This is a genomic window from Paenibacillus lupini (assembly GCF_011761355.1).
GTDB lineage: Bacteria > Bacillota > Bacilli > Paenibacillales > Paenibacillaceae > Pristimantibacillus > Pristimantibacillus lupini.
On record NZ_JAASRW010000001.1, the window covers coordinates 1 to 22,657 of the forward strand.

The 22,657-nt window shown below is 46.3% G+C and carries 24 protein-coding genes and 1 other RNA gene; 15 read left to right on the forward strand and 10 right to left on the reverse strand.

Annotated elements, in window-relative coordinates:
- Positions 1-141: 141 nt before the first annotated feature.
- The 3 genes from FHS17_RS00005 to FHS17_RS00015 all read right to left on the reverse strand — a co-directional run bounded on the left by FHS17_RS00005 (position 142) and on the right by FHS17_RS00015 (position 2,705).
- Positions 142-1,332 carry a putative glycoside hydrolase gene (locus FHS17_RS00005; RefSeq protein WP_167272100.1) on the reverse strand — a complete coding sequence of 397 codons (1,191 nt, stop codon included), beginning with the start codon at positions 1,330-1,332 and terminating at the stop codon, positions 142-144.
- A gap of 195 nt (positions 1,333-1,527) precedes the next feature.
- On the reverse strand, positions 1,528-1,716 hold the full coding sequence (locus FHS17_RS00010; protein WP_091189279.1) for a hypothetical protein: 189 nt from the start codon (positions 1,714-1,716) through the stop codon (positions 1,528-1,530).
- 149 nt (positions 1,717-1,865) lie between these two features.
- Positions 1,866-2,705 (reverse strand): YitT family protein, encoded by an 840-nt coding sequence (locus tag FHS17_RS00015; protein WP_167272103.1) that lies wholly within the window; start codon positions 2,703-2,705, stop codon positions 1,866-1,868.
- Positions 2,706-2,865: 160 nt separating this feature from the next.
- Here FHS17_RS00015 and cshA point away from each other — a divergent pair, with 160 nt between their 5' ends.
- From cshA to FHS17_RS00035, 4 genes are all read left to right on the forward strand, one after another.
- Entirely contained in the window at positions 2,866-4,503 is a 1,638-nt protein-coding gene (gene cshA / locus FHS17_RS00020; RefSeq protein WP_167272108.1) for a degradosome RNA helicase CshA, read from the forward strand.
- Between the two features lie 99 nt (positions 4,504-4,602).
- A complete protein-coding gene (locus tag FHS17_RS00025) occupies positions 4,603-5,388 on the forward strand; it encodes a YesL family protein (protein ID WP_167272112.1) in 786 nt (261 codons plus the stop codon).
- A 51-nt stretch (positions 5,389-5,439) separates the two neighbouring features.
- Positions 5,440-5,623: non-coding RNA, 6S RNA (gene ssrS, locus FHS17_RS00030), on the forward strand.
- 159 nt (positions 5,624-5,782) lie between these two features.
- Positions 5,783-6,166: a DUF1499 domain-containing protein gene (locus tag FHS17_RS00035; protein ID WP_167272115.1), complete on the forward strand. Its 384-nt coding sequence runs from the start codon at positions 5,783-5,785 to the stop codon at positions 6,164-6,166.
- Between the two features lie 147 nt (positions 6,167-6,313).
- Here FHS17_RS00035 and tpx read toward each other — a convergent pair whose 3' ends face one another.
- Positions 6,314-6,832, reverse strand: a complete 519-nt coding sequence (gene tpx / locus FHS17_RS00040) for a thiol peroxidase (protein ID WP_167272118.1) — start codon at positions 6,830-6,832, stop codon at positions 6,314-6,316.
- Positions 6,833-6,930: 98 nt separating this feature from the next.
- On the opposite strand from tpx, the gene FHS17_RS00045 reads away from it, so the two are divergent.
- Both FHS17_RS00045 and gltC read left to right on the forward strand, forming a co-directional pair.
- Complete coding sequence (locus tag FHS17_RS00045; protein ID WP_167272121.1) at positions 6,931-7,575, forward strand: rhomboid family intramembrane serine protease; 645 nt, start codon at positions 6,931-6,933, stop codon at positions 7,573-7,575.
- Positions 7,576-7,608: 33 nt separating this feature from the next.
- Complete coding sequence (gltC, locus tag FHS17_RS00050; protein WP_167272123.1) at positions 7,609-8,538, forward strand: glutamate biosynthesis transcriptional regulator GltC; 930 nt, start codon at positions 7,609-7,611, stop codon at positions 8,536-8,538.
- Between the two features lie 73 nt (positions 8,539-8,611).
- On the opposite strand, the gene FHS17_RS00055 is transcribed toward gltC, so the two are convergent.
- A complete protein-coding gene (locus FHS17_RS00055) occupies positions 8,612-9,295 on the reverse strand; it encodes a zinc metallopeptidase (protein ID WP_167272125.1) in 684 nt (227 codons plus the stop codon).
- Between the two features lie 63 nt (positions 9,296-9,358).
- On the reverse strand, positions 9,359-9,790 hold the full coding sequence (locus tag FHS17_RS00060; protein WP_167272127.1) for a MerR family transcriptional regulator: 432 nt from the start codon (positions 9,788-9,790) through the stop codon (positions 9,359-9,361).
- 351 nt (positions 9,791-10,141) lie between these two features.
- Between FHS17_RS00060 and FHS17_RS00065 the strand changes: the two genes are divergently transcribed.
- Genes FHS17_RS00065 through FHS17_RS00075 form a run of 3 tightly spaced genes read left to right on the forward strand, consistent with a single transcriptional unit; the run spans position 10,142 to position 13,360 of the window.
- Positions 10,142-11,500: an ammonium transporter gene (locus FHS17_RS00065; protein ID WP_167272131.1), complete on the forward strand. Its 1,359-nt coding sequence runs from the start codon at positions 10,142-10,144 to the stop codon at positions 11,498-11,500.
- A 40-nt stretch (positions 11,501-11,540) separates the two neighbouring features.
- Complete coding sequence (locus tag FHS17_RS00070) at positions 11,541-12,608, forward strand: DUF294 nucleotidyltransferase-like domain-containing protein (RefSeq protein ID WP_167272134.1); 1,068 nt, start codon at positions 11,541-11,543, stop codon at positions 12,606-12,608.
- 17 nt (positions 12,609-12,625) lie between these two features.
- A complete protein-coding gene (locus tag FHS17_RS00075) occupies positions 12,626-13,360 on the forward strand; it encodes a 3'-5' exonuclease (RefSeq protein WP_167272138.1) in 735 nt (244 codons plus the stop codon).
- On the opposite strand, the gene FHS17_RS00080 is transcribed toward FHS17_RS00075, so the two are convergent.
- Both FHS17_RS00080 and FHS17_RS00085 read right to left on the reverse strand, forming a co-directional pair.
- Positions 13,346-13,765 (reverse strand): M67 family metallopeptidase, encoded by a 420-nt coding sequence (locus tag FHS17_RS00080; protein ID WP_167272141.1) that lies wholly within the window; start codon positions 13,763-13,765, stop codon positions 13,346-13,348. The genes FHS17_RS00075 and FHS17_RS00080 overlap by 15 nt on opposite strands.
- A gap of 57 nt (positions 13,766-13,822) precedes the next feature.
- Positions 13,823-15,028 carry an MFS transporter gene (locus FHS17_RS00085; protein WP_167272144.1) on the reverse strand — a complete coding sequence of 402 codons (1,206 nt, stop codon included), beginning with the start codon at positions 15,026-15,028 and terminating at the stop codon, positions 13,823-13,825.
- Positions 15,029-15,163: 135 nt separating this feature from the next.
- Between FHS17_RS00085 and FHS17_RS00090 the strand changes: the two genes are divergently transcribed.
- Positions 15,164-15,697, forward strand: coding sequence for a TlpA family protein disulfide reductase (locus FHS17_RS00090; protein ID WP_167272148.1), 534 nt, complete (start codon positions 15,164-15,166; stop codon positions 15,695-15,697).
- A gap of 72 nt (positions 15,698-15,769) precedes the next feature.
- On the opposite strand, the gene cimA is transcribed toward FHS17_RS00090, so the two are convergent.
- Entirely contained in the window at positions 15,770-17,383 is a 1,614-nt protein-coding gene (gene cimA / locus FHS17_RS00095; RefSeq protein ID WP_167272151.1) for a citramalate synthase, read from the reverse strand.
- A 173-nt stretch (positions 17,384-17,556) separates the two neighbouring features.
- Here cimA and FHS17_RS00100 point away from each other — a divergent pair, with 173 nt between their 5' ends.
- Together FHS17_RS00100 and FHS17_RS00105 are read left to right on the forward strand one after the other, a co-directional pair.
- Positions 17,557-18,825 (forward strand): DNA polymerase IV, encoded by a 1,269-nt coding sequence (locus FHS17_RS00100; protein WP_167272155.1) that lies wholly within the window; start codon positions 17,557-17,559, stop codon positions 18,823-18,825.
- A gap of 149 nt (positions 18,826-18,974) precedes the next feature.
- A complete protein-coding gene (locus FHS17_RS00105) occupies positions 18,975-19,211 on the forward strand; it encodes a ferredoxin (protein ID WP_167272158.1) in 237 nt (78 codons plus the stop codon).
- Between the two features lie 70 nt (positions 19,212-19,281).
- Here the strand turns inward: FHS17_RS00105 and FHS17_RS00110 are convergent, their stop codons facing one another.
- The gene (locus FHS17_RS00110; protein WP_167272088.1) at positions 19,282-19,422 is read right to left on the reverse strand and encodes a hypothetical protein; all 141 of its coding nucleotides are present in this window, start codon (positions 19,420-19,422) and stop codon (positions 19,282-19,284) included.
- Between the two features lie 174 nt (positions 19,423-19,596).
- On the opposite strand from FHS17_RS00110, the gene FHS17_RS00115 reads away from it, so the two are divergent.
- The 3 genes from FHS17_RS00115 (at position 19,597) to FHS17_RS00125 (ending at position 22,633) form a co-directional block, all read left to right on the forward strand.
- Positions 19,597-20,694, forward strand: coding sequence for a quinone-dependent dihydroorotate dehydrogenase (locus FHS17_RS00115; RefSeq protein ID WP_167272161.1), 1,098 nt, complete (start codon positions 19,597-19,599; stop codon positions 20,692-20,694).
- 17 nt (positions 20,695-20,711) lie between these two features.
- The gene (gene yjbM / locus FHS17_RS00120; protein WP_167272166.1) at positions 20,712-21,515 is read left to right on the forward strand and encodes a GTP diphosphokinase; all 804 of its coding nucleotides are present in this window, start codon (positions 20,712-20,714) and stop codon (positions 21,513-21,515) included.
- A gap of 158 nt (positions 21,516-21,673) precedes the next feature.
- Positions 21,674-22,633: an alpha/beta fold hydrolase gene (locus tag FHS17_RS00125; protein WP_167276223.1), complete on the forward strand. Its 960-nt coding sequence runs from the start codon at positions 21,674-21,676 to the stop codon at positions 22,631-22,633.
- Positions 22,634-22,657: the final 24 nt, after the last annotated feature.

Here is a 22,657-nt window from a genome sequence, read left to right on the forward strand (position 1 = left end):
TAATTCCCTCATTCACTGTAGTATTTTTCATTAAAACACAAAAACCCGAAAGACAGGCACTTTTTTAAAGTGTCTATCTTTCGGGTTACAGTTCATTATGCGAAGAAGCCGTTTTTCTGTTCTAGCGGAATAGTGTAGCCATTAATATTGAACACCTTCTGAATAGTGGTTGCCTGCATTCCATAATAGGTACTCATCAACGCCGGCATCATGCAGCGCTTTTATCTGAGCCTCTACCTCGGTCTTACCATACTTCATGTAATGACCTTTGCCCAGCCAGCTGGCGGTGAAGTCTTGAATCCATGGGCGGATAATTGGTTTCTTATCGCCTATGGGTTCAAGCTTCTTATGGGTGTCCTTCATCGCTCCGGCAATGGTTGCGTAAGGGCTCTTATCGGGATCCAGCTGATCAAACCAGCCCGTGCTGTAATGGCTAGGATAGATCATAGGGGAGATGACATGAACATCGCTTGAGATCTTGACGAAGTCTTGTCCGATTCCTTCAGCAGCGGGTACTGATGCCGCATAACCGAATATATCGACGGAGACGCGAACGCCAAGCGGCTCAAGCTGCTCTCTTGCGTATTTGACGAAGCCGGCGACAGCATCAACGCGGCTTTGATCCGTTTTCGTGAAGGTAAGGGAATCTGCTTTCTTCTCGAAACCTTCCGGGAATCGCACATAATCAAATTGAATTTCCTTAAAGCCCAGGCTTACAGCTTCTTTGGCAATATCCACATTGTATTTCCATACTTCCGGCATATAGGGATTCACGAAGCTGTCTCCATTGCCATTGGCCCATAGAGAACCATCCTGGTGGAGATAGGAGAATTCCGGATGCTTCTTGGCAAGCACAGTATCCTTGAAGACGACGATCCGTGCAATTGGATAGACCTTATGCGCTTCAAGCTTTGTCATCAAGGCATGAATATCGGAAATATATTTCTGTGTGGTGCCGAGCTTCAGAAGCTCAGGTGTCTTTGTCGGATAGGTTATGTATCCGTTATCATCTTTAATGTCAATAACCATACTGTTAAGAGCTGTATCGTCCATCAGATTCAAGAGCGTGTTCAGACGCGCTCCACCGGCGCTGTGCGCGGTGACGTAGACGCCTTTAACGCCGGGAGCATCAGGCTGTGGATCGGCCTTTACGCCGTCTCCCACCGCCTCTGGTGTTGCATTGCTGTTCATGGCAGGCACGGCATCAATGATCGTTTGACCGGCAGCAGCGTTAAACAGTGATGCGGCAAGCTGCTTGGAGGCGACATTTTCTTCACCAGTCCCAGTAACAAGTTGATACAAAAGCATCAGTGTAGAAAAAATTACGTCCATATTATGCCCTCTCCCCGCTAGCGATTCTTTCCAAATTATAATTCAGAAGAAGGATTCGTGGCATTATTTTTTTTCAACATGGGCTAATCTAAGCATGCAATTATTTCATGTTTGAACAAAGCAAATTGAACAAACAAAAAGCCTGCCGGACTTTCGTCCAGGCAGGCTCATACGATTCTTTTTATTCCCGATTTGTCATTGCAGTAAAGCTTCTATTTGATGCTCGCAAATGCTGTGATGTACAATTTCCCTTGCATCTTCGGGTTCCAGAACAGCTAATCCATCCCGCAGCACGATGTTAATGGCAAGTTCGCGCTTTGTGAGGAAAGAACTTAGCTCCGGCACCAGCTTTTCCACAATCTGTGACAATGTGACTGTTTCCATATCCACCTGAGCATCACCCTTTCATCATAGGTTCAGGGCAAATCATATGGCAAGAAAACAAAAGTAACGGGATAACCACATTATAACAGGATGAATTGTAAAAACATAGGGATATGTATATGATTCCATGTTTGTCTATTATACTTGGGCTAATCTTTTGAGCGATGGAAGTCGCCTATGACACCTACTGTTTCCACGATATTGACGAAAGCCCGGGCATCGATGGAAGCGATCGTTTTACGTAGCTCGGCGAGCTCATAACGCGTCCGGACCGTCATCAGCATGTCCTTTTCAGCGGACGTATAAGCGCCTCTTGTTTTAATAATCGTGATCCCTCGAGGGTGACTAAGCAGCTTCGCCAGCATTTCGTCCGTTTTGGTTGTAATGATAAAAGCAGTTACTTTAATGTGCCGGACATGAATGATGTCGACGACTTTACCGGCTGTATATATAGATAACAGGGAGTAAAGTGCCAAATTCCAATCCTTCGTAAAGAGGACAAGAGCAGCGATTACAACCCCATTTAAAGTAAAAATAATAGAACCTACTGGTAAATCGCGCTTTCGAGTGATAATTGATGCTATAATATCAAAGCCACCTGAGGAGCCGCCGTAACGAAGCATCATGCCGGTGCCGATGCCCAGAATGATTCCGCCGAATACGGAACCAAGCACAGCATCCTTGGCAATTGCCGTTACGGGAATGAGTTGGAGAAATAAAGTGGATGCTAGAACGGTGTACATGCTCCAAATAATAAACCGGCGTCCAACGATAAACCATCCCCAACAAAGGACGGGAACATTCAAAACTAAATACAGCCAGCCGATGTTTCCGCCGGTCATATAGCCGATCATCATCGCGACACCCGACAAGCCGCCGCTTAGCAGTTGATGGGGAATGAGAAATAGATTAAACGCTCCCGCAATAAGAAGAGCGCCTATGGTCATAACGGATGCTGCAACAGCAGTATGAAAAGTCCACTTGTTCATTTTAGTTAGCTCCATTGATGATTTCTCGCTGTTTTTTCAGCGGATGTTAATCTATGGTAGTATGGCTTTTTGCCCATTGCTGGTATTCGTAAGTTGATATGTGCTATAATGGTTTGGATATTTTTTAGTAGGCTGCAGATAAAAGGAGTATGAGAAAAGTTTGAAAACATTTGCTGAATTTGGCCTGGAACCTAAAGTGTTGCAGGCAATTACGGAGCTTGGATTTGAGGAATCTACCCCAATCCAAGACAAGTCGATCCCCATTGCTATGAGTGGGAGCGATATGATTGGTCAAGCACAGACTGGTACAGGCAAAACGGCTGCATTCGGAATTCCGTTGATTAACAAAATTCCGACTAGCGAAGAACGTATCGTTGCATTAATTATGACGCCGACCCGTGAGCTTGCTATCCAAGTAGCAGAAGAGATCGGGAAGCTGACTAAATACAAAGGTCTTCGTTCACTGCCGATCTATGGCGGACAAGAAATCGGTCGCCAGATTCGCGCTCTGAAAAAGAAGCCGCAAATTATTATCGGTACACCTGGCCGTTTGCTCGACCATATTAACCGCAAAACCATTAAGCTTGAAGATGTACGGACCGTTGTTCTTGACGAAGCGGATGAAATGCTGGATATGGGCTTCATGGAAGATATCCAAGCGATCCTGAAGCAAGTACCGGAAGAGCGCCAAACTTTGCTGTTCTCGGCTACAATGCCTGCGAACATCCAGAAGCTGGCACAACAGTTCCTGAAAAACCCGGAGCATGTAGCGGTTATTTCAAAACAAGTTACAGCTCCACTTATCGCGCAAAACTATATCGAAGTGCATGAGCGTCAAAAGTTTGAAGCTTTGTGCCGCTTGCTCGATATGGAATCGCCTGAGCTCGCTATTATTTTCGGTCGTACGAAACGTCGTGTTGATGAGCTGAGTGAAGGTCTGCAAAAACGCGGTTACTCTGCTGACGGCCTTCATGGTGACTTGTCGCAGAACCAACGTGACAACGTTATGCGTAAATTCCGTGATGGCAGCATCGATGTCCTTGTAGCAACAGATGTTGCAGCACGTGGCCTTGACGTTTCCGGCGTAACACACGTTATCAACTTCGACCTGCCGCAAGATCCGGAGAGCTATGTTCACCGTATCGGTCGTACAGGCCGTGCAGGTAAAGAAGGTTCGGCTTACTCGTTCGTTACACCTCGTGAAGCAGATCACCTGCACTTCATCGAGAAAGTAACACGTCAAAAGATCAACAAGAAGCCATTGCCAAGCCTTGCTGAAGCAATCGAAGGCAAACAACGCCTTACAGCTGAACGTGTACTTGAGATTGTTCAGAACGATGAGTTCACTGAATACAAAGGCATCGCTATTCAATTGCTGGAACAATATGATTCCGTGCATTTGATGGCAGCAGCTCTCAAATTGCTTACTGGCGAGAAGAAAGACGTTAGTGTTGAACTTACGCCGGAAGAACCGCTTCGCGCGAAAAAACGCAAGCCGGACATCCGTTCGAATGGACGCCGTTACTCCGGTAGTTCGTTTGGCGGCGGCAACCGTGGCGGTGGAAGCAGCAATGGCGGTAGTGGTGGCAGCGGTGGCGGTGGTTATCGTGGTCGCGATGACAAACGCAGCGGCAGCTCCCGTGGCTATGAAGGTCGTAACAACCGTGACACTAATAACAACGGTGGCGGCGGCAGCCGTGGTCGTAGCAGCAGTGAAGGTCGCAGCAGCAGTGGCGAAGGCCGCAGCAGCGAGCCGCGTCGTCCGAAATATTCGTCTGAAGACTTCGTAAACAACTAAGTTATCTAGATCAGGGGGAGTCCGTGATGCCTAGCGGGCATCCGGGCTTTCCCTTTTTTATTACATTGCACTTAATCTATGAGGGTAGGGGCGAATCAAATGGAACCAAAAGGCCTTGTTGGCGGGTTGTATCGGATTTCCGAATGGATCATGCGACTAGCGGTCATTAACATCTTGTGGCTGGTATGTTCGATTCCGTTTGTATTTATTGCATGGAGTGGACTTTTGGCTGCCCCGGCAGATATATCTGATTCAGCAGTTACGAGTCAAGTGTATGCCACGTTAATCATGATGGCAGTTATCGCTCCTTTTACTCTTTTCCCGGCAACAGCTGCAATGTTCACTATTGCGCGCAAATGGGTAATGGGTGAAGTAGATGTACCGATGTTTAAAACATTCTTCCGCGGATACAAAGAGAATTATTTGCAAAGTATGATCGGTGGCATTTTCTACTCGCTGATTTTGGGCATTATGATTATTGATTTTGTTGTTTATCAAGATCAATTCAATCTGTTCTCGTACTTATACCTGGCGATTTGCTTATTGCTTGTCGTGTCCTTATTCAACTTCTTCTCGATGCTTGTGCACTATCATATGAAAACGTTTCAATTGTTGAAAAATGCGATTCTGATTACGATCGGTCGTCCGATTCGTTCGTTCTCTACGGCGATTATGGCCGCAGCAGTGATGTATTTCAGCACGCAGTATACTTTCCTGATTCCATTCTTTATGGGCAGTGTGATCGCTTACCTGTCGTTCTGGAACTTCCATCTTATTTACCGTAAACTTCAAGATCAGATGGAGAAGGAAAAACAAAAAGAAGCAGAAGCACAAGAAAATGAGTTTGCTGATCTGACGGATTCGGAGAGAGACCGGAACCATTAAATAGCAGCAAGCGAAAGTTTACTTTTGCCGGATTTACGTCTATAATAGCAATACATCCTGCGATGTTCGTTTCGGCTTTACGTTGTTTTGAACCAATGGCTGTTTCTAGGGAGACCAACATTGGAACGCGGCTGACAAGCCCTCGAAAAAGGGATTTCAAAAACGTTTCTGCGGACACCCACCTGCGAGAGCGGGTTCAGAAACATGTGAGTCGGACGGCATTCGCGGGTTTTTTTCTTGCCATTATAGAGACCGGCAGTTTCTTGGTCATCCAGCTGTGATGATCGGGGAGCTGCTTTTGTATGTTAGAATATGTTCTATGGTCTTTTTCTAAGGGTATAAACATGCTACAATATTTGTTGACGTACATAGATGCTAGAGGGGGAGATCATCGTTGTTGAAGCGGACCCTAATCGGGCTGTTGCGCAGTTTCGAAGCGACGGGCGATAAAGCTAAGGACCCACTGCTCAAATCTCATATCTACAAGCTCTCGAAGGAGAAGGCGTGGGAAGAAGTTACATCCACCCTTAAGAAGATGCAAGGGTATAAGCTGCTCCACGAAGTGAAGTCGGTCGGAGAGATTGTTCTTGAGAAGCGAACAATGACTGGACGTACAATGGATATTACGGTAACCGTCATTGGGGTTAATCCTGTCACTTCGGCAGTTGATATTTATTCCGCTTCCAAAGGATCGCTTGGTGATCTTGGTTCCAACTACCGCGTTATTCTTGATATTTATCGGATATTGGACAAGAAGCTTGCAGCTTTCAAAGCATAACTCAGTAATCACATAAAACATGAAAAAAGCGAGGAAGGTTAGCCCTTCACTCGCTTAATAATTCTATTTGGCGATAAAACCAACCTCTAAGCGCGGTCGTACATCTTCGAACGGCCCCGATAGAGGTTTTCTCATGCGCATAGAAGTTTAGACAAGCGCTTTAACTGCGTTAATCGCTTGCTCGTAATTTGGATGTTCTGTCATTTCGGACAGATATTCAACGTATTGTACTTTATCATTCGCATCGATGACGAAGATAGCACGCATATCAAGGCCGAATTCTTTTATGTAAACGCCATATGCTTGACCGAAGTCATGCGATTTGAAGTCTGACAGCATAACCACTTTATCTACGCCTGCTGCACCACACCAGCGGGATTGAGCGAATGGTGTATCAACACTTACTGTCAACACGATAACATTGTCACCCAGCGAAGAAGCTTCTTCGTTGAAACGGCGAGTTTGCGCGTCGCAAACACCTGTATCAATGGAAGGGACAACGCTGATCAGTTTTACTTTACCTGCGAAATCTTTCAAGGAAACGGAGTCAACAAGCGATTTGTTGATTGTGAAATCAGGAGCTTGGTCTCCAACTTTGACTTCCGGACCGATTAATGTAATAGGATTGCCTTTAAATGCGGCAACGCCAGTGCGTTCTTGTGACATAATGATAATGTCCTCCTTCAATAGTTATGGTTTGTAACAGGTTTAATTATAAGCTTTATGAATCGGCATTGTCCAATGGTTGGAAGGGGAGATTCGTAATGATTTTTTTAAGATATGAAAGCTTTCGCGGATATTTGCGTGCCTACCCGGTTACTTCCGTTATTATCGCGCTCAATCTTATTTATTTCATTGTGATCGCCTTTACGGGGGATACCAATAGTGGGGAGCATTTATATAATTATGGTGCTTTCACGAGCTATAGGGATGGGGATCCGTTGGGGCTCAATGAGCCATGGCGATATGTGACTTCCATGTTCATGCACTCAGGCTTTCAGCATTTGCTGTTTAATATGTTCTCGGTGCTTGTATTTGCACCTCCTCTAGAGAGGTTATTGAAACCACTCAAATATGCTGTATTTTATCTCTTATGCGGCATTCTCGGTAATGCCCTCAGTGCCATTGTATCCAGCCTTACAGAAGAATGGATAAGGCATTTGGCAGTAGGTGCTTCAGGCGCCATATACGGCGTTTACGGTGCTTTCCTGTTCATCTCATTGTTCCGTAAAGCATGGCTGGATGAGGCCTCAAGAAAAACGGTATATATGATATTAGGATTTGGGGTCGTCTACTCCATTGTAATCCCATCGATCGATTTGTGGGGACATGTAGGCGGCGGGCTTGCAGGATTTTTGTTATATGGGTTATTAGATCGCGCTATGACTAAGAAGCGGCGTCGATATTAGAATCAGCATGGTCGGGAGAGATAAGGAGACATTATGGAACTACGTCAGCTTTATTATTTTGTAAAGGTTGCAAAAAAAGAACATGTGACGCAAGCGGCAGAAGAGCTGCATGTCGCGCAATCTGCGGTTAGTCGGCAAATCCACCAGCTCGAGGAAGAGCTGGGCGTCAAATTGTTTCTTCAGAAAGGACGCAATCTTCAGCTGACGCCGGTTGGCCAGTTGTTTCTTAAGCGCGCGGAAGTCATTCTGGAGGATCTTGAAAAGGCTGTTGTAGAGATACACGAGTTTATGGATCCTGAGAAAGGTGAGATTCGACTTGGCTTTCCTCACAGTCTAGGCGTATCTGTTGTCCCTCAAGTTGTCGCTGCATTCCGCAAGCTTCATCCAAATGTCAAATTCCGTTTCCGGCAGGGCATGTATCCGTCGCTGATTCGCGATATGATTAAAGGTGAGATTGATCTGGCCTTTATCTCACCGTTTCCTGATGAACATGAGCATGTTTGTGGTCAAGTTTTGTTGACTGAGGAGCTGTATGCGATACTTCCTCCAAGTCATCCCTTAGCTGAAGAAGAAGAAATTGACCTTAACCAGTTGAAGGATGATACGTTTGTTATGTTCAGCGAAGGATATTCGCTGCGGCCAATCGTATGGGAGGCATGCCAAGAGGCAGGATTTACACCAAAGATCGGTTTTGAAGGTGAGGAGACGGAGACGATCCGAGGACTTGTCGCAGCTGGTATGGGAGTAAGTCTGCTGCCAGAGATGGCGCTGTATCATGCGGGGGTGCTGCAGTCGGCAAAAGTTCGTGTGCGTTCACCTAGAGTCATGCGTAATATCGGCATCATTCATCGCTCGAATGAAAAGATGTCGCTTGTATCTAAAGTATTCCATAGCTTCCTCATCAACTATTTCAGCGAGCTGGAAGATAATAAGGGGAAAACAAAAACGGTATCGCCTGAGTAGGCGATACCGTTTTTGTTTGTTGTCATCAACAGTATCGCCTGTAGGCGATTACCGTTTTTTATTAACTATGTGTTTAATCATCATCGCTCGATGTAAAGATCATGATGTATTTAACGAGCTCCAGTAAGGAGATCAGCGCTGCTGCCACATAAGTCAATGCGGCTGCGTTAAGCACTTTGGCGACGCCTCGTTCTTCTTCATTAGTAATAAAGCCCTCAGCGACCATCACATCACGTGCTCGATTACTTGCGTTGAACTCTACCGGCAAAGTGATGACTTGGAAAGCAACGGCTACAGAGAAGAAGATAATGCCGAGACCAACCAGGTTCATCGCATGGAACAGGAAACCTGCAATTAGCAGGAATGGTGCAATACCGGATGCGATGTTCACGACGGGGAAGATACGGTGGCGAAGCACCAGCATCGGATAATGTACTTTGTGCTGAATCGCATGCCCAACTTCGTGACAGGCAACAGCAACAGCGGAAATGGAGCTTTCATAATATACCTGCTCAGACAATCTTACAACGCGGTGGATGGGATCATAATGGTCCGACAACGTGCCGCGTACAGGTTCGATTGGTACATCATGTAAGTCGTTGGCGTCCAGCATACGTCTTGCTGCCTGGTAGCCGGTCAATCCATAATTCGTTTGAACGCCGGCCCATCTGTTGAACGTTCCTTTCACCCGGAATTGCGCCCATATGGATAGAGCGAAGGCAATCAGGATGAGGAAGTCCATGGGGTGAAAAAACATGTGATCATACCTCCAATAGAATGTTTAAGGTTGCTGGATGTCTTGTATCGATGGGACAAATGCTCACATGAACGGTCCCTTATTAATAAGAAGCATTAATGCTTCGATACAAGCTGCTGTTTGGGGCATGAGGCGCGTATACAAGCGATTTGCTTGTCTCGGCTTCAGCTGTTTGAGGACAGGCTCAAGTTCCTTGACCTCACGTTCCAGCTGCGACAGGTGATGCTGGAGATCTGTCAGCTTCTGAGACACCTGCTCCTCGGCTGTAACCTTGCTCCAACCATCCAAAGCTTCCCTAATTTCATCTAACGTATATTTTTCTTGCTTCATTTGTTCGATACGTTTAAGCCGGACTAAAGTTTCATCTTGATATAAGCGATAGTTTTTGGCGGAACGCTCCGATGGTTCTATTAGTCCCATGGAAGTATAATAATCAATCGTTCGTGAGCTGACATTCGCTAGTTTGGCAAGCTCGCCTATTCGATAAAGCTTCATATCCCCAAATCCTCCACCTTCTTTCTATATACTATCCCTTAATCATAATCGGAAACTAACCATACAGTCAAACGTGTTACATGAATGTACAAATTTCTCTTAATTAATTGTTAATACTAGAAACTGATTCCAAAGTAATAGACTCAAAATGCGAAGAATATATATCCTCTAGAACCAATTCCCTAGGCCATTTGTGAAAAAACTTAACATTCGGATCGTTTTGAGACACGAACGTTAGATTTTTTTTCAAAAATAGAAGATTATATATTGTCAAACTAGGTGCTTCTGACTATAATGACATTAAGTCTTTCCTAACATGTTAGTAAACATCACATTAAGGGAGTGGTCGTATTGATTAAGAAAATGGTGTTAACTTTAGGAGCATTATGTTTGGTATTCCCGGCAATGGCATTTGCCGATGATCCAACAGCTGGAACACTTAACATGGGAATCAACTCGCTATGGGTAATGGTAGCATTCGTGCTCGTATTGCTCATGCAAGGCGGCTTCATTCTATTAGAAACAGGTTCCACTCGAATGAAGAATGCAGGTCACGTAGCTGGTAAGACAATCTTCACAGCTGGTCTTGCTGCACTGATCTTCTGGGCTGTTGGTTATGGCTTTGCATTTGGTGCAGATAGTTCCATTAGTGAATTTATTGGATTCGGTGATTTCCTCTTCGATCCTTCTATTGTAAGTGTGGATGATGGACTTCCTACTACATTATTCTTCTTGTTCCAACTTGCATTTGCTACCGTATCACTCTCGATCGCATGGGGTGGATTTGCGGAACGTGCTAAATTGTCTTCTTACTTTATCTTCACAATTATCTTCATTGGTGTTATCTATCCTATCGTGGCTCACTGGATCTGGGGCGGCGGCTGGCTTGCAAAAGACGGCGCACAAGATTTCGCTGGTTCCACAGTTGTTCACTTGTCTGGTGCACTTGCAGCATTCGCGGCAACAGTACTCTTGAAACCGCGTATTGGCAAGTTCAATAAAGATGGCTCTGCAAACGAAATTTCCGGTCATAACCAAGTGTTTACAGCTCTGTCTGTGTTGCTCCTCTGGGTAGGCTGGTTCGGCTTTAATGCTGGTAGTACTTTGGGAATTGGCGATGGCTTCTTTGGTTATGTTGGCTTCACAACGATGCTGGGTGCAGGCGCTGGTGCAGTGGCAGCTCTTCTGATCTCCTGGGCAGTTAATGGCAAAGCGGACATTACTACAATGTTGAATGGTACACTTGCTGGTCTAGTAGCTATTACAGCATCTTGTGCATTCGTAGAGCCTTGGGCAGCAGTTGTTATCGGTCTGGTAGCAGGCGTGCTTGTATTCTACAGTGCAAAATTCTTCGAAAAAATCAAAGTCGACGATCCAATCTACGCAATGTCCGTACACGGCGCTGCTGGTATCTGGGGTACGCTGGCTAACGGTATCTTCGCAACAGATGAGCTTGCTACTAAAGTAGGCGTTGGTCAAGGTGGTCTGATTGATACAGGCAGCTGGCACCAGTTAGGTGTTCAAGCACTGTCGGTTGCAGTGTGCGGCGCGTTCGTACTTGCAGCATCGTTCCTTGTCCTTGTAATTATCAAAGCTGTAATCGGCTTCCGTGTTACAGAAGAGCAAGAGATTATTGGTCTTGACCTGAGTGAGCATGGCGCTTATGGTTATCCTGAGCAACTTAAAAAAGGTCAAGGCATCCAAGGTTAATGCTAGTATTGTTGGACTGACCTGAGGGGAGAGGCGGCGGATGGGCGATCCGGTATGTGTGCAGCTTCTGAAGCAAATCGGCAAAGCCGATAATGTGAATGTACTGCGCAGTTTGCGGGATCAAGTACACGAGCATATGAAAGGTATTCTCCAGATGAGTCCGGTCGAACAATTCAACGAACAATTAAATGAGCTGCATGATTCGGTTATATGCCGCTCTATCATACTAGCGGAAGCGGAAATGGCACGGTTGGGGATGGGTTCTCCCCCCGTGCCTTACGCGTATCTATTGTTCGGCAGCGGGGGACGTCAGGAACAGACGCTGTCGAGTGATCAAGACAGCGGCATTGTTTTTGAGGACTCCGTCAACGATTCGGAGGAGGCCAAGGCTTATTTTCAGCAATTAACCTTAATCATCGTCTCGAACCTGCAGCAATCCGGTTATCCGCTATGCGAAGGTAATGTGCTTAGTAATAACCCGGAGTGGTGCATGTCGATATCCGAATGGAAGGTCAAGCTGAATGGCTGGTTCGCAGAACCGGCTTGGGAAGCCGTTCGATACTTGTTAATCATGGCAGATGGAAGATCGGTATACGGTGATCATCGTCTTGCTTTTGAACTCAAAGATCATTACTTCAATAATATGATTGATTATCCTAACATTATAAGACGTATGCTTGATAATACGATGCGTCATAAAGTGCTGCTAGGATTGTTTGGTCATTTGCTTAAGGAACAATACGGATCAGATGCTGGGAGCCTTGATATTAAATACGGTGCGTATATTCCGCTTGTGAATGCGATCCGATTGCTGGCGATTCAAGCGGGTATTCGTGATACCTCAACACTTTCGCGTATCCGCAGACTTGCCATGCATAATGAATTGGAATCGGATGAAGCCGCCGGCTCTGAACAGGCATTTCGTCTCTTTCTTCGCCTTCGGCTCATGACAACCGAGCAGAACGAAGATGGATTGTATGCGAACAATGGTAAGTTGTCCAGCCGGAATTTATCTAGAGAAATGACCGAAGAGCTGAAGAGTGCGCTTAGGCATGGCAAAAGGCTGCAGCGCAAGGTGTTTAAACGTATAACGGGAAGGCTTATGTAAGGCGGTGGTGAAAGATAATGAAAGAACCAAAAGGCGTCGGGCGGATGTGGAACTTATATAAAATAGGTGGTTTCACGCCTGCAATAGCTTCCATGATGGGCTCGCAAAATGCGCAGCAGATGGCCTTTATACGTTCTATGAACAAGGAGCAACGCAAAGGATCCTTGCTGGATATGCCGCTTAAGGAGCTGGACATTGCTGTATTTGATTTAGAGACGACTGGATTCTATCCCTCGAATGGCGACGAGATTATATCATTTGGAGCGGTTCATATGAAGGGGGAAGAACTGCGGGAGTCTGAGCAGTTTTATAGTCTCGTTAATCCAAAACGTCGAGTTCCAAAGCAAATTATCGAATTGACAGGAATAACGAACGAGATGGTGCAGGATGCGCCGGAGTTGATGCAGGTTTTGCATGATTTCATGGAGTTTCTCGGGAGGAGACTGCTGCTTGCGCATGCCGCAGGACATGACAAACAGTTTCTAAACGCGGCGTTATGGCGTACTTCCAAAATAAGCTTAAATCATCGTGTCCTGGATACGATGCTGGTAGCGAAATGGCTGGAGCCAAAGCGCTCTTCTTATGCACTGGATGACCTGCTTGAGGACTATGGCATTCCGATAACAGAACGTCACCATGCGCTGCATGATTCCATGATGACGGCTATGCTGTGGCAGAAATTTCTCGTTCAAATACTAGATCGGAATATAACAACTCTTGGTGACTTGTATGCTTACTTAAGTAAGCATTAGAGCAAGGGGAGTGAATCCTTGTTCATAAAGCCGATAAGGCTGGACAATATTACCTATAGAGATAATCCAATAGGAGATCTGACGATCGGAAGCTGGAAAGCCAAGCAAGTCTTGCTTGGAAGGTACAGCTGAAGAGGTTGGATGCGAGTGGAAAAAACCGACGAGTGTTTGTCGGTTTTTTTGTATGTCGTAATAGATGGATATCCATTCGCCAGGATGAAAGCTGAAGGAGCGTGTAGGCTCAGGGTGTATATTCGTGATTGGCAAAATAGAAGTAACGATTGCAGGTTCACCCTGGGAAGCAGACGTACCTGCAAGTACGCCGCAGGCTTCATGAGGCAAAGCTTGCTGGCAGATGCTCAATAAGTGATCATAAGCTTCCTTGGTTATCGCGATCTTCTCCATCTCATAAACGCTCCTTCCTGCAATTGTATAGCTCATTATACAGGGGGCAAGAAGGAGTTAGCTAGCTGGATTAGCTGTTTTCTCGGGGTGTAGCAATCGAATGGCGAATAGGAGTGCTGCAATAGCCAGGACAGCTAGCAGGATAAACAGCGCAGTTACAGATCGATCGGCCAGCCAACTGAACAGTGGAGGACCGGCAGCAACGCCAAAAAATCGGAGGCTGCTGTAAAACGAAGTAACGATTCCGCGATGGGACCGATCCACACAGCCTGTAATCCAGGTGTTAAGGCAAGGGAGAAGCAGCCCTGTACCAACGCTGCTTATTGTAATAAACCCAATAAAGAGGTAGATGACCCAGTAACTGAATAGACAGCCAATTAACGCAGCACTCATGAGCGATAATCCGATCAGGATAAAACGGCGCATTTTTTTGCCGTCTTTTTTGATACTATGTCCGGTCAGATAAGCCGTAATCACAAGGCCAAGCAGTGGTATGGCAAGAATGCAGCCCTTCCATACGCCTTCAATGGAGTAGGGGGGCTTCTCGAGAATATCTGATAAATAGACCAATACTCCAAACAGCAGGAATAAACCCAGTGCTCCTGTACAATAGGCGGTGATGAGCCAGCGGCCTTTTTCCCGGAATATTTTTTTCATATCAGATAAATATTGTTTGAGCTTCAAGGGTTCTGATTCAGATTTGGGCTCCTTGATGAAGAACCATACAGCAGCAAGTGAAGCGGCGCAGAAGATCGGAAAAGCAAAAAATGGCGCATACCAAATAATCATAGCGAGTAGTGAACCAAGAATCGGACTAACGACTTTACCTGCACCATTCGAAGCCTCAACAATGCCCAGTGCTTCACTTTCCTCTCCATCCTTATACATATCGCCAACAAGCGCCATGGCAATCGGAGCTGTTCCGGCTGCTGCTATCCCTTGTATGATTCTGGAGATGACGAGGAGCCAGTAAGATCCCCAAACCGCAGCAAAGCCTGCCAGAATGCCAGCAGCGCCGTATACAGCGAGGGCGGGTATAATGATGATTTTTCTGCGGAAACGATCGGATAAATAACCGATAGCTGGTATGAAAATAGCTGCACTAACCGAAAATAGAGTGATAATAAGGCTGGATTGAAGCTCAGAAATCTCCATCTTCTTGGCTAAGTCAGGCAAGATTGGGACGAGCATCGAATTGCCGAGCACAAGGACGAGTGGTACAGAAGCAAAGGCAATATATTGCAGCCATTTGTGTTCGGCCATAAAAAAGCATCCTCCGATCTTGATGTTGGACATTTTGTCGATTTCTTGGCTAATGTGCCCTCTCGCTTGAGCTTCCATTCCTCGCCGTGTTACGATAGGTATAATATAGAAAAGAATGATGAAAGAAGGGACACCATGAAGCGCGCTACGATGCTGTTTATCGCAGCTTTTGTATTAGCAGGTTTAGCGGTGTATCAATACGTCGCAAAAGATGAATCAAGCGTTACTGCGGCTGCTGCAGGCTTTAAGCCGAAGGCAGGATCTGAAGCGGTAACTTTCCAATTGCCTGGACTAGATGAAAAAAACTATGCGATTGGCGGCAAGCAGGACAAGCTGACCTTCGTTAATTTCTGGGCATCCTGGTGTGGACCATGTGAGCTTGAAGCGCCGGATTTGCAAACCTTATATGAGAAATACGGGGATAAGATCGCCTTTTATGGTGTGAATGCCACAAAGTTCGATAAGGAACGGGCAGCAAGGCAGTTTGTGGACGATCATGAGTTTACATTCCCGATCCTAATGGACCGGAAGGGCGATGTCACAAATATATACAAAGTGGATACCTTCCCAACGACGTTCCTCATTGATTCTTCCGGTGTCATTCGGGAACGGATTAATGGAGTCATTACAATAAAAGAATGGGAACGGCTTATCGAGCAATACAGCTGATTATCCAACAAAAAAACGGTCGTGCGGGTTAATAACCTGCACGACCGTTTTTGTTATTATTTGATTTTTAAATTAATGATTTACAACACCAAGTCGTTCAATGTTATCGGTTGGGGCTGTGTTGGATTTCTCCATGTTAAGCAGAGCATAACGGATACTGTCCACTAAAGCTTCCCAGCTTGCTTCAATGACGTTGCTGGAGACACCTACCGTGCTCCATGTGTTCTCGACATTGGAGGATTCTACAAGTACACGTACCTTAGCTGCCGTAGCATCTTTTTCGTCAAATACGCGAACCTTATAGTCGGATAAATGAATCTCTTCGATCTTTGGATAGAACTGGACAAGTGCTTTACGCAGTGCGTTATCCAGCGCATTGACCGGTCCGTTGCCTTCTGCAGCGGTATAAACCTGCTGACCGTCAACATTCAGTTTCACAATTGCTTCCGAGTTCATTTGACCTTTGGCGTTTTCCATCAGCACTTTGAACGATTCGACTTTAAACACTTCAACTGTTTCGCCAAATGCTCGGCGGAGAAGAAGTTCGAGGGAGGCATCTGCAGCTTCAAATTGGTAGCCTTGATGCTCGAGTTCCTTGATATGATCCATAATGGCTTTGGTTTGATCATTATTGGAGTTAATATCAAGACCAAGCGATTGTGCCTTGGAAATAATATTCGATTGGCCAGCAAGCTCGGAGACAAGAATACGCTGCTTATTGCCAACAAGCTCTGGCTGAATATGCTCGTATGTCTTGGAATCCTTCATGATTGCAGATACGTGAATACCGCCTTTGTGAGCGAAAGCTGCGTTGCCGACATAGGCTTGGCCGACCGGCATGTTCACGTTAGCGATTTCACTGATGTAGCGTGCTGTTCCCGTTAATGTGCGAAGCTTGTCTTCCGGTAGTACATCATAACCCATCTTTATTTGAAGATTTGGAATGATGGAGCAAAGGTTTGCGTTACCGCAACGTTCGCCGTAACCGTTAATTGTGCCTTGCACCTGACGGGCGCCCGCTTGAATAGCTGCTAAGGAATTGGCTACAGCCAGCTCGCAGTCGTTGTGGGTATGTATGCCAATAGGTGCCGTTAATTCGCGTCGGATTCTGCTGACAATGTCGTGGATCTCACCTGGCAGGGTGCCGCCGTTTGTGTCACAAAGAACGAGCCAGTCTGCACCAGCTTCTTGTGCTTTACGTAATACGGCTACCGCATAATCGGGATTGTTCTTGTAGCCATCGAAGAAATGCTCGGCATCAAATAACGCTTCCATACCTTTATGTTTCAAATAAGCGATGGAATCGAATACCATGGCCAAGTTTTCTTCAAGCGTTGTTTGAAGAGCGGTATGCACATGGAAATCCCAGGATTTTCCGACAAGCGTAGCTGCCGGAACTCCGGATTCAGCGATACGTACAAGGGAAGAGTCTTGTTCAGCCAGGCTGAATTTGCGGCGTGTGCTTCCGAATGCCGTAATTTTCGCTTGAATGTTCATGGATTTAATGCGTTGGAAAAACTCAATATCCTTGCTGTTGCTGCCTGGATTCCCGCCTTCAATATAATGAACGCCGAGAGCGTCAAGTTTTTGAGCAATCTTCAACTTATCATCCGCTGACAAGCTAATCCCTTCGCCTTGCGTACCGTCGCGCAGCGTAGTGTCAAATATTGTTATGGGTGTAGTCATAGCCGGGACGCCTCCTTCTTAACTGATCGCCTTCACAAATATAATTAACTATTATAACACTTGTTGATTAGAATGTAGAGGGGAGCATGTAATTTTTTTACCGTCTGAATCGGATTTGACGCACCTTCCTGCAGAGCGGTATGCTGGGAAGAGTAGGAAGGTGATTACAGGCTATGGCGGACGTAAACAAAAATTATCCGGCCAAAGGGCGCGTCATTCTTCATTTGGATATGAATGCATTCTACTGCTCCGTACATGAAGCGGAGGAGCCTGAGAAGTATAAAGGCAAGCCAACGGCCGTAGCGGGCAGCGTTGAGCTCCGCAAAGGAATTATTGTCACCTGTTCGTATGCTGCGAGAAGTAAGGGCGTTAAGACCGGTATGACAGTTAGGCAGGCGATGAGGATCTGTCCGGGGCTCATTATTATTCAGCCCGACTTCGATCTGTACCGCAAATATTCACGGGGCTTTATGAGTATCGCCAAGGAATACACACCATTAATGGAACCGATCTCGATTGACGAATGCTACTTGGATATTACAGGGTCCAAAATATTTGGTTCACCGCTCGATATTGCAGAAACGCTGCAGAAGAGAATTGCCGATGAATGGACACTTCCATGCTCGATTGGTGTGGCTCCTAATAAGCTGCTTGCCAAGATGGCTTCTGATATGAAGAAGCCTAACGGACTGACCGTGCTTCGGCTTCGGGATGTGCCGCAGGTATTATGGGATAAACCATGTGATGTGCTGCATGGGATTGGGAAGAAGACAGCCGATAAGCTGGATCGTCTGCGGATACGAACGATTGGTCAGCTTGCTGCTGCAGACGAAGAGCTGTTAATCCGTCAATTTGGCACCTATGGTTCCTGGATGAAATCAGCGGCGCATGGCATTGATCATTCCGAAGTTCGTGCAGATCGGGAGCAAAGCAAGTCAATCGGGCATACAACCACTCTTCCCTACGATGTAACGGTCCGGGAAGAAGCTCACCGAATCATGCTTAATCTAGCGGACCAGACAGCCCGCAGGCTGCGCCGGCAGAAGTTGATGGCATCTACAGTCCAAATCACCATCCGGAAGCCGGATATGACGACTATAACGCGTTCCAGCACGCTCCGTTCCCCAACCCATTCAACAGATATCATTTATCATGAAGCCTGCCGGTTATTTGACGAGCATTGGCCAGTGAATGAGCCTGCCCGACTGCTCGGGGTTACGCTGCAGAACTTAACGGCGGAAGAAGAGACGGTTGTCCAGCTTGATTTGTTTGACTACGAGCAGCAGCCGCGTAAGGAAGCCTTGACCAAAACAATGGATGTCCTGCGGGACAAATTTGGCGAGAATGCAGTGCTTACTGCAGGGATGCTAGGCGATGACCCATCAGCTCTAATTCGCAATAAACGTTTGCGCGGAACTTCGCTTCAAAAGGATGAAATGTAAGAAATGCCTAAGGATAGCTTGTTGCCAAGGTGGAGTGTTTGTTATATATTGATGAGTGAAGGTTTACACTATTTATAACGAGCGGCATACGAGCATTAACGTTTGCTGCACACATTTTTAATGTATATTTTTTGTGGGAGGGAATACCAATGGCTAAATTTACATGGGTAGAGAAAGACACCTGTATCGCTTGCGGAGCTTGTGGCGCTACAGCACCAGATATTTATGATTACGACGATGAAGGTATCGCTGAAGTTATTTACGCGAACGACGGCAATCACGGTAATACAGAAATTCCTGAAGATCTGTACGATGACCTGCAAGATGCTTGCGATGGCTGCCCAACAGATTCGATCAAGATTGCTGACGATCCGTTTAATATGTAAGCTTGAAATAATAAACTCCATGCTGCTGCAGCTTAATGCTGTCAGGCATGGAGTTTTTTTGTGTGCTTGTCTATTGATTGACGATGAGAAGGACGGCAACGGCGGCAATGATGACAACCACGACTGCCCCGATCCAAGCGAGCGCCTTGACATTTACCTCTTCTTTTGGCTTCGTTTTCATAGCAGGTGCTTTCCGTTTGGCTGTGCTCATCAACAATCAACCTTTCCATGGAAAAATGGTTACCAATATAAACTCATTGTAATCGTTTTCTCGTACTGCCGCAATAACGAATAGGTCTTTCGTATGGCTGTCGCCCTTTTCTTTTTCCTATAAAAAAGATAAACTGTCAGATAGAACAGACAACTTGAAACGGAGTGTGTAACCTTGCTTTATTCTTCAATTCTTAAACCTATATTCTTTCAGATGGATCCAGAGAAAGCTCATCATCTTGTCATAGACGGATTACATACTGCCGGCCGTGTGCCAGGCATGAACAACATGCTGCATGCAATGTACGGCGTCACGGAGGCACCTGAGCTTGCCGTTGATCTCTTCGGCATTCATTTCCCTCATCCAGTCGGCTTGGCCGCGGGACTTGATAAGAACGGTGTAGCTGCTGACGGGTTCTCCAGCATTGGCTTTGGATTCGCTGAAGTAGGGACAGTAACACCAAAAGGACAACAGGGCAATGAATTGCCGCGACTCTTCCGTCTGCCTTCTGACGAAGCGCTTATTAACCGGATGGGCTTTAATAATGAAGGTGCCGAGGCGATGGCTCGCAAGCTTTCACAGCGCCGGATCAACCGGATTCCGATTGCAGTGAATGTCGGGAAAAATAAAGCGACACCAAATGAACGGGCTCACGAAGATTATCGTTCATGCATACAAGTGTTATATCCGTATGGCGATTTCTTCGTTGTGAATATTAGTTCTCCTAATACACCGGATTTACGCGCTCTGCAGCATGGAGACGAGCTGCGTACGCTTCTTGGCGAAGTGTTGGAGGAAATAGGGCTTCAAGCGTCGAAATTAGGTAGCAAAGCAAAGCCGGTTCTTGTGAAGATTGCTCCTGATATGACGGACGAGCAGCTAGAGCTTACTGTCTCGACCATTAAAGAGAGCGGCGTATCAGGCATTATTGCATCGAATACGACGATTTCGCGGGACGGACTTACGCATGCGAATGCGAAGGAAATGGGTGGATTAAGCGGAGCTCCGCTGCGAGAGCGCTCAACTGAGGTTGTACGAGCGGTATACCGACAGACGGAAGGCAAACTTCCGATTATTGGATCGGGCGGCATCTTTACAGCGGATGACGCATACGATAAAATCCGCGCCGGAGCCTCGTTGGTAGAGATCTATACCGCGCTTATCTATAAAGGTCCAGGGGTGCTCCGCGAACTGACGAACGGCTTGAAAGAAAAATTGCGTAAAGACGGCTACCGCAACATATCGGAGGCAGTAGGCGCAGATCATCGATAAGAACAGGAGGCGGCCGGATGGATGGCAGAGATTGGAATCTTTTTTTGCAGCCTTATGAGCAAGCAGTAGAAGAATTGAAAGTGAAGTTAAAGACAATGCGGGTTGAGCTTAAGATGCGGGAAGCGTATGCCCCGATCGAGTTCGTTACCGGAAGAGTGAAGAAAGTATCCAGTATACTGGAGAAGGCGAAGCGGCTGAGCGTTCCTTCGGATCAATTGGAAAAGGGGATCGAGGATATTGCAGGCATTCGCATTATGTGCCAGTTCGTAGACGATATACACCGTGTTGCTGGTTTCATCCGGACGCGTAAGGATTTAACCCTCGTTTATGAGAAGGACTATATAACGAATTACAAGGACAGCGGCTACCGCAGCTACCACATGATTGTGGAATATCCGGTGCAAACGGCGCTCGGACAGAAATTCGTACTCGCTGAAATTCAGATTCGGACGCTAGCCATGAACTTCTGGGCTACCATCGAGCATTCGCTGAACTATAAGTACAAGGAAAGTCTGCCAGAAGATGTGCGTGAACGGCTAAAGACAGCATCAGAAGCCGCATTCCTGCTGGATACTGAGATGTCGAGCATTCGTCATGAAATTCTGGATGCGCAGCGCGACTTCGAGGAGCGCTCCAATGTGGTATCGAAGGTGCTGAGCTCGATTCAGGATTTGTATTATTATCACCGGGTGAGAGAAGCGGCTCAATTCCAGATGAAATTTAACGAATTGTTTGAGCAGGAAGATTTATATGGACTCAAGCAGCTCTCGGTTGATATAGAAGGGGCCATCTTACGGGCCAAAAAGAATAATCAGACATAACAAAGTCCCGTGTCCTGCTTTCGAAGCAGGATGCGGGCTTTTTGGTTTTTAGAATTGAATGATCTAGCTCCAATTGGGGCTTGTCAATGAACATTGATCATGCGAATATGGAATTGGTTGAGAAGATTTGCCATACGAAGATGGAAGGGAAGAATAATATGCCGCTTGTTGATATGCCTTTAGAACAGCTGTACAGCTATAAAGGACGTAACCCTCGTCCGGAAGATGTTGATGCTTATTGGGAGCGCGCCCTCGAAGAGATGCGTGCTATTGACCCGCAAATTGAACTTATCCCTAGCAGCTTCCAAGTACCGTTTGCAGACTGCTTCGATCTGTATTTCACAGGTGTACGAGGCGCTAGAATTCATGTCAAATACGTTCGGCCAAAACATGCAGCAGAGCCTCATCCAGCTATTGTACAGTTTCACGGTTATTCTTGGCATGCTGGTGACTGGTCCGATAAGCTGAACTATGCTGCTCTTGGATATTCGGTGTTTGCAATGGATTGCCGTGGACAAGGCGGAGGTTCAGAGGATACAGGCGGGGTAAAAGGGACAACGCTTAACGGGCATATTATTCGCGGTTTGGATGATCATCCGGATAATCTGCTTATGCGTCATATTTTCCTCGATACAGCACAGCTTGCTGGTATTGCTATGAATATGCCGGAGGTTGATCCTGACCGAGTGGGGGCTATGGGCGGCTCGCAAGGTGGAGCATTGACGCTGGCCTGCGCTTCGCTTGAACCTCGTATTCGGCGTCTGGCTCCTGTATATCCATTCCTTAGCGATTATAAGCGAGTGTGGGAAATGGATTTGGCGAAGGATGCCTATGCGGAGCTGAAAACCTACTTCCGTCACTTTGATCCACGACATGAGCGTGAAGATGAGGTATTCGAAAAGCTTGGTTATATCGATCTTCAGCATCTAACCGGCCGCATTAAAGGCGAAGTGCTCATGACGGTTGGCTTGGCCGATACGATTTGTCCGCCATCGACACAATTTGCTGCGTACAATAACATTACTTCACCTAAGTCCGTTGATATTTATCCGGATTACGGTCATGAACATATTCCTGAAGTATCTGACCGAACGATTCAATTCATGCTTGGATTATAATAGAGAAGGGGGTTGTCCATTTGG

Coding starts and splice junctions, on each gene's coding strand:
- FHS17_RS00005 (WP_167272100.1), bottom strand. CDS start 1,332: ATGGACGTAATTTTTTCTACACTGATGCTTTTGTATCAACTTGTTACT.
- FHS17_RS00010 (WP_091189279.1), bottom strand. CDS start 1,716: ATGGAAACAGTCACATTGTCACAGATTGTGGAAAAGCTGGTGCCGGAG.
- FHS17_RS00015 (WP_167272103.1), bottom strand. CDS start 2,705: ATGAACAAGTGGACTTTTCATACTGCTGTTGCAGCATCCGTTATGACC.
- FHS17_RS00025 (WP_167272112.1), top strand. CDS start 4,603: ATGGAACCAAAAGGCCTTGTTGGCGGGTTGTATCGGATTTCCGAATGG.
- tpx (WP_167272118.1), bottom strand. CDS start 6,832: ATGTCACAAGAACGCACTGGCGTTGCCGCATTTAAAGGCAATCCTATT.
- FHS17_RS00045 (WP_167272121.1), top strand. CDS start 6,931: ATGATTTTTTTAAGATATGAAAGCTTTCGCGGATATTTGCGTGCCTAC.
- gltC (WP_167272123.1), top strand. CDS start 7,609: ATGGAACTACGTCAGCTTTATTATTTTGTAAAGGTTGCAAAAAAAGAA.
- FHS17_RS00055 (WP_167272125.1), bottom strand. CDS start 9,295: ATGTTTTTTCACCCCATGGACTTCCTCATCCTGATTGCCTTCGCTCTA.
- FHS17_RS00060 (WP_167272127.1), bottom strand. CDS start 9,790: ATGAAGCTTTATCGAATAGGCGAGCTTGCCAAACTAGCGAATGTCAGC.
- FHS17_RS00070 (WP_167272134.1), top strand. CDS start 11,541: ATGGGCGATCCGGTATGTGTGCAGCTTCTGAAGCAAATCGGCAAAGCC.
- FHS17_RS00075 (WP_167272138.1), top strand. CDS start 12,626: ATGAAAGAACCAAAAGGCGTCGGGCGGATGTGGAACTTATATAAAATA.
- FHS17_RS00080 (WP_167272141.1), bottom strand. CDS start 13,765: ATGGAGAAGATCGCGATAACCAAGGAAGCTTATGATCACTTATTGAGC.
- FHS17_RS00085 (WP_167272144.1), bottom strand. CDS start 15,028: ATGGCCGAACACAAATGGCTGCAATATATTGCCTTTGCTTCTGTACCA.
- FHS17_RS00090 (WP_167272148.1), top strand. CDS start 15,164: ATGAAGCGCGCTACGATGCTGTTTATCGCAGCTTTTGTATTAGCAGGT.
- cimA (WP_167272151.1), bottom strand. CDS start 17,383: ATGACTACACCCATAACAATATTTGACACTACGCTGCGCGACGGTACG.
- FHS17_RS00100 (WP_167272155.1), top strand. CDS start 17,557: ATGGCGGACGTAAACAAAAATTATCCGGCCAAAGGGCGCGTCATTCTT.
- FHS17_RS00105 (WP_167272158.1), top strand. CDS start 18,975: ATGGCTAAATTTACATGGGTAGAGAAAGACACCTGTATCGCTTGCGGA.
- FHS17_RS00110 (WP_167272088.1), bottom strand. CDS start 19,422: ATGAGCACAGCCAAACGGAAAGCACCTGCTATGAAAACGAAGCCAAAA.
- yjbM (WP_167272166.1), top strand. CDS start 20,712: ATGGATGGCAGAGATTGGAATCTTTTTTTGCAGCCTTATGAGCAAGCA.
- FHS17_RS00125 (WP_167276223.1), top strand. CDS start 21,674: ATGCCGCTTGTTGATATGCCTTTAGAACAGCTGTACAGCTATAAAGGA.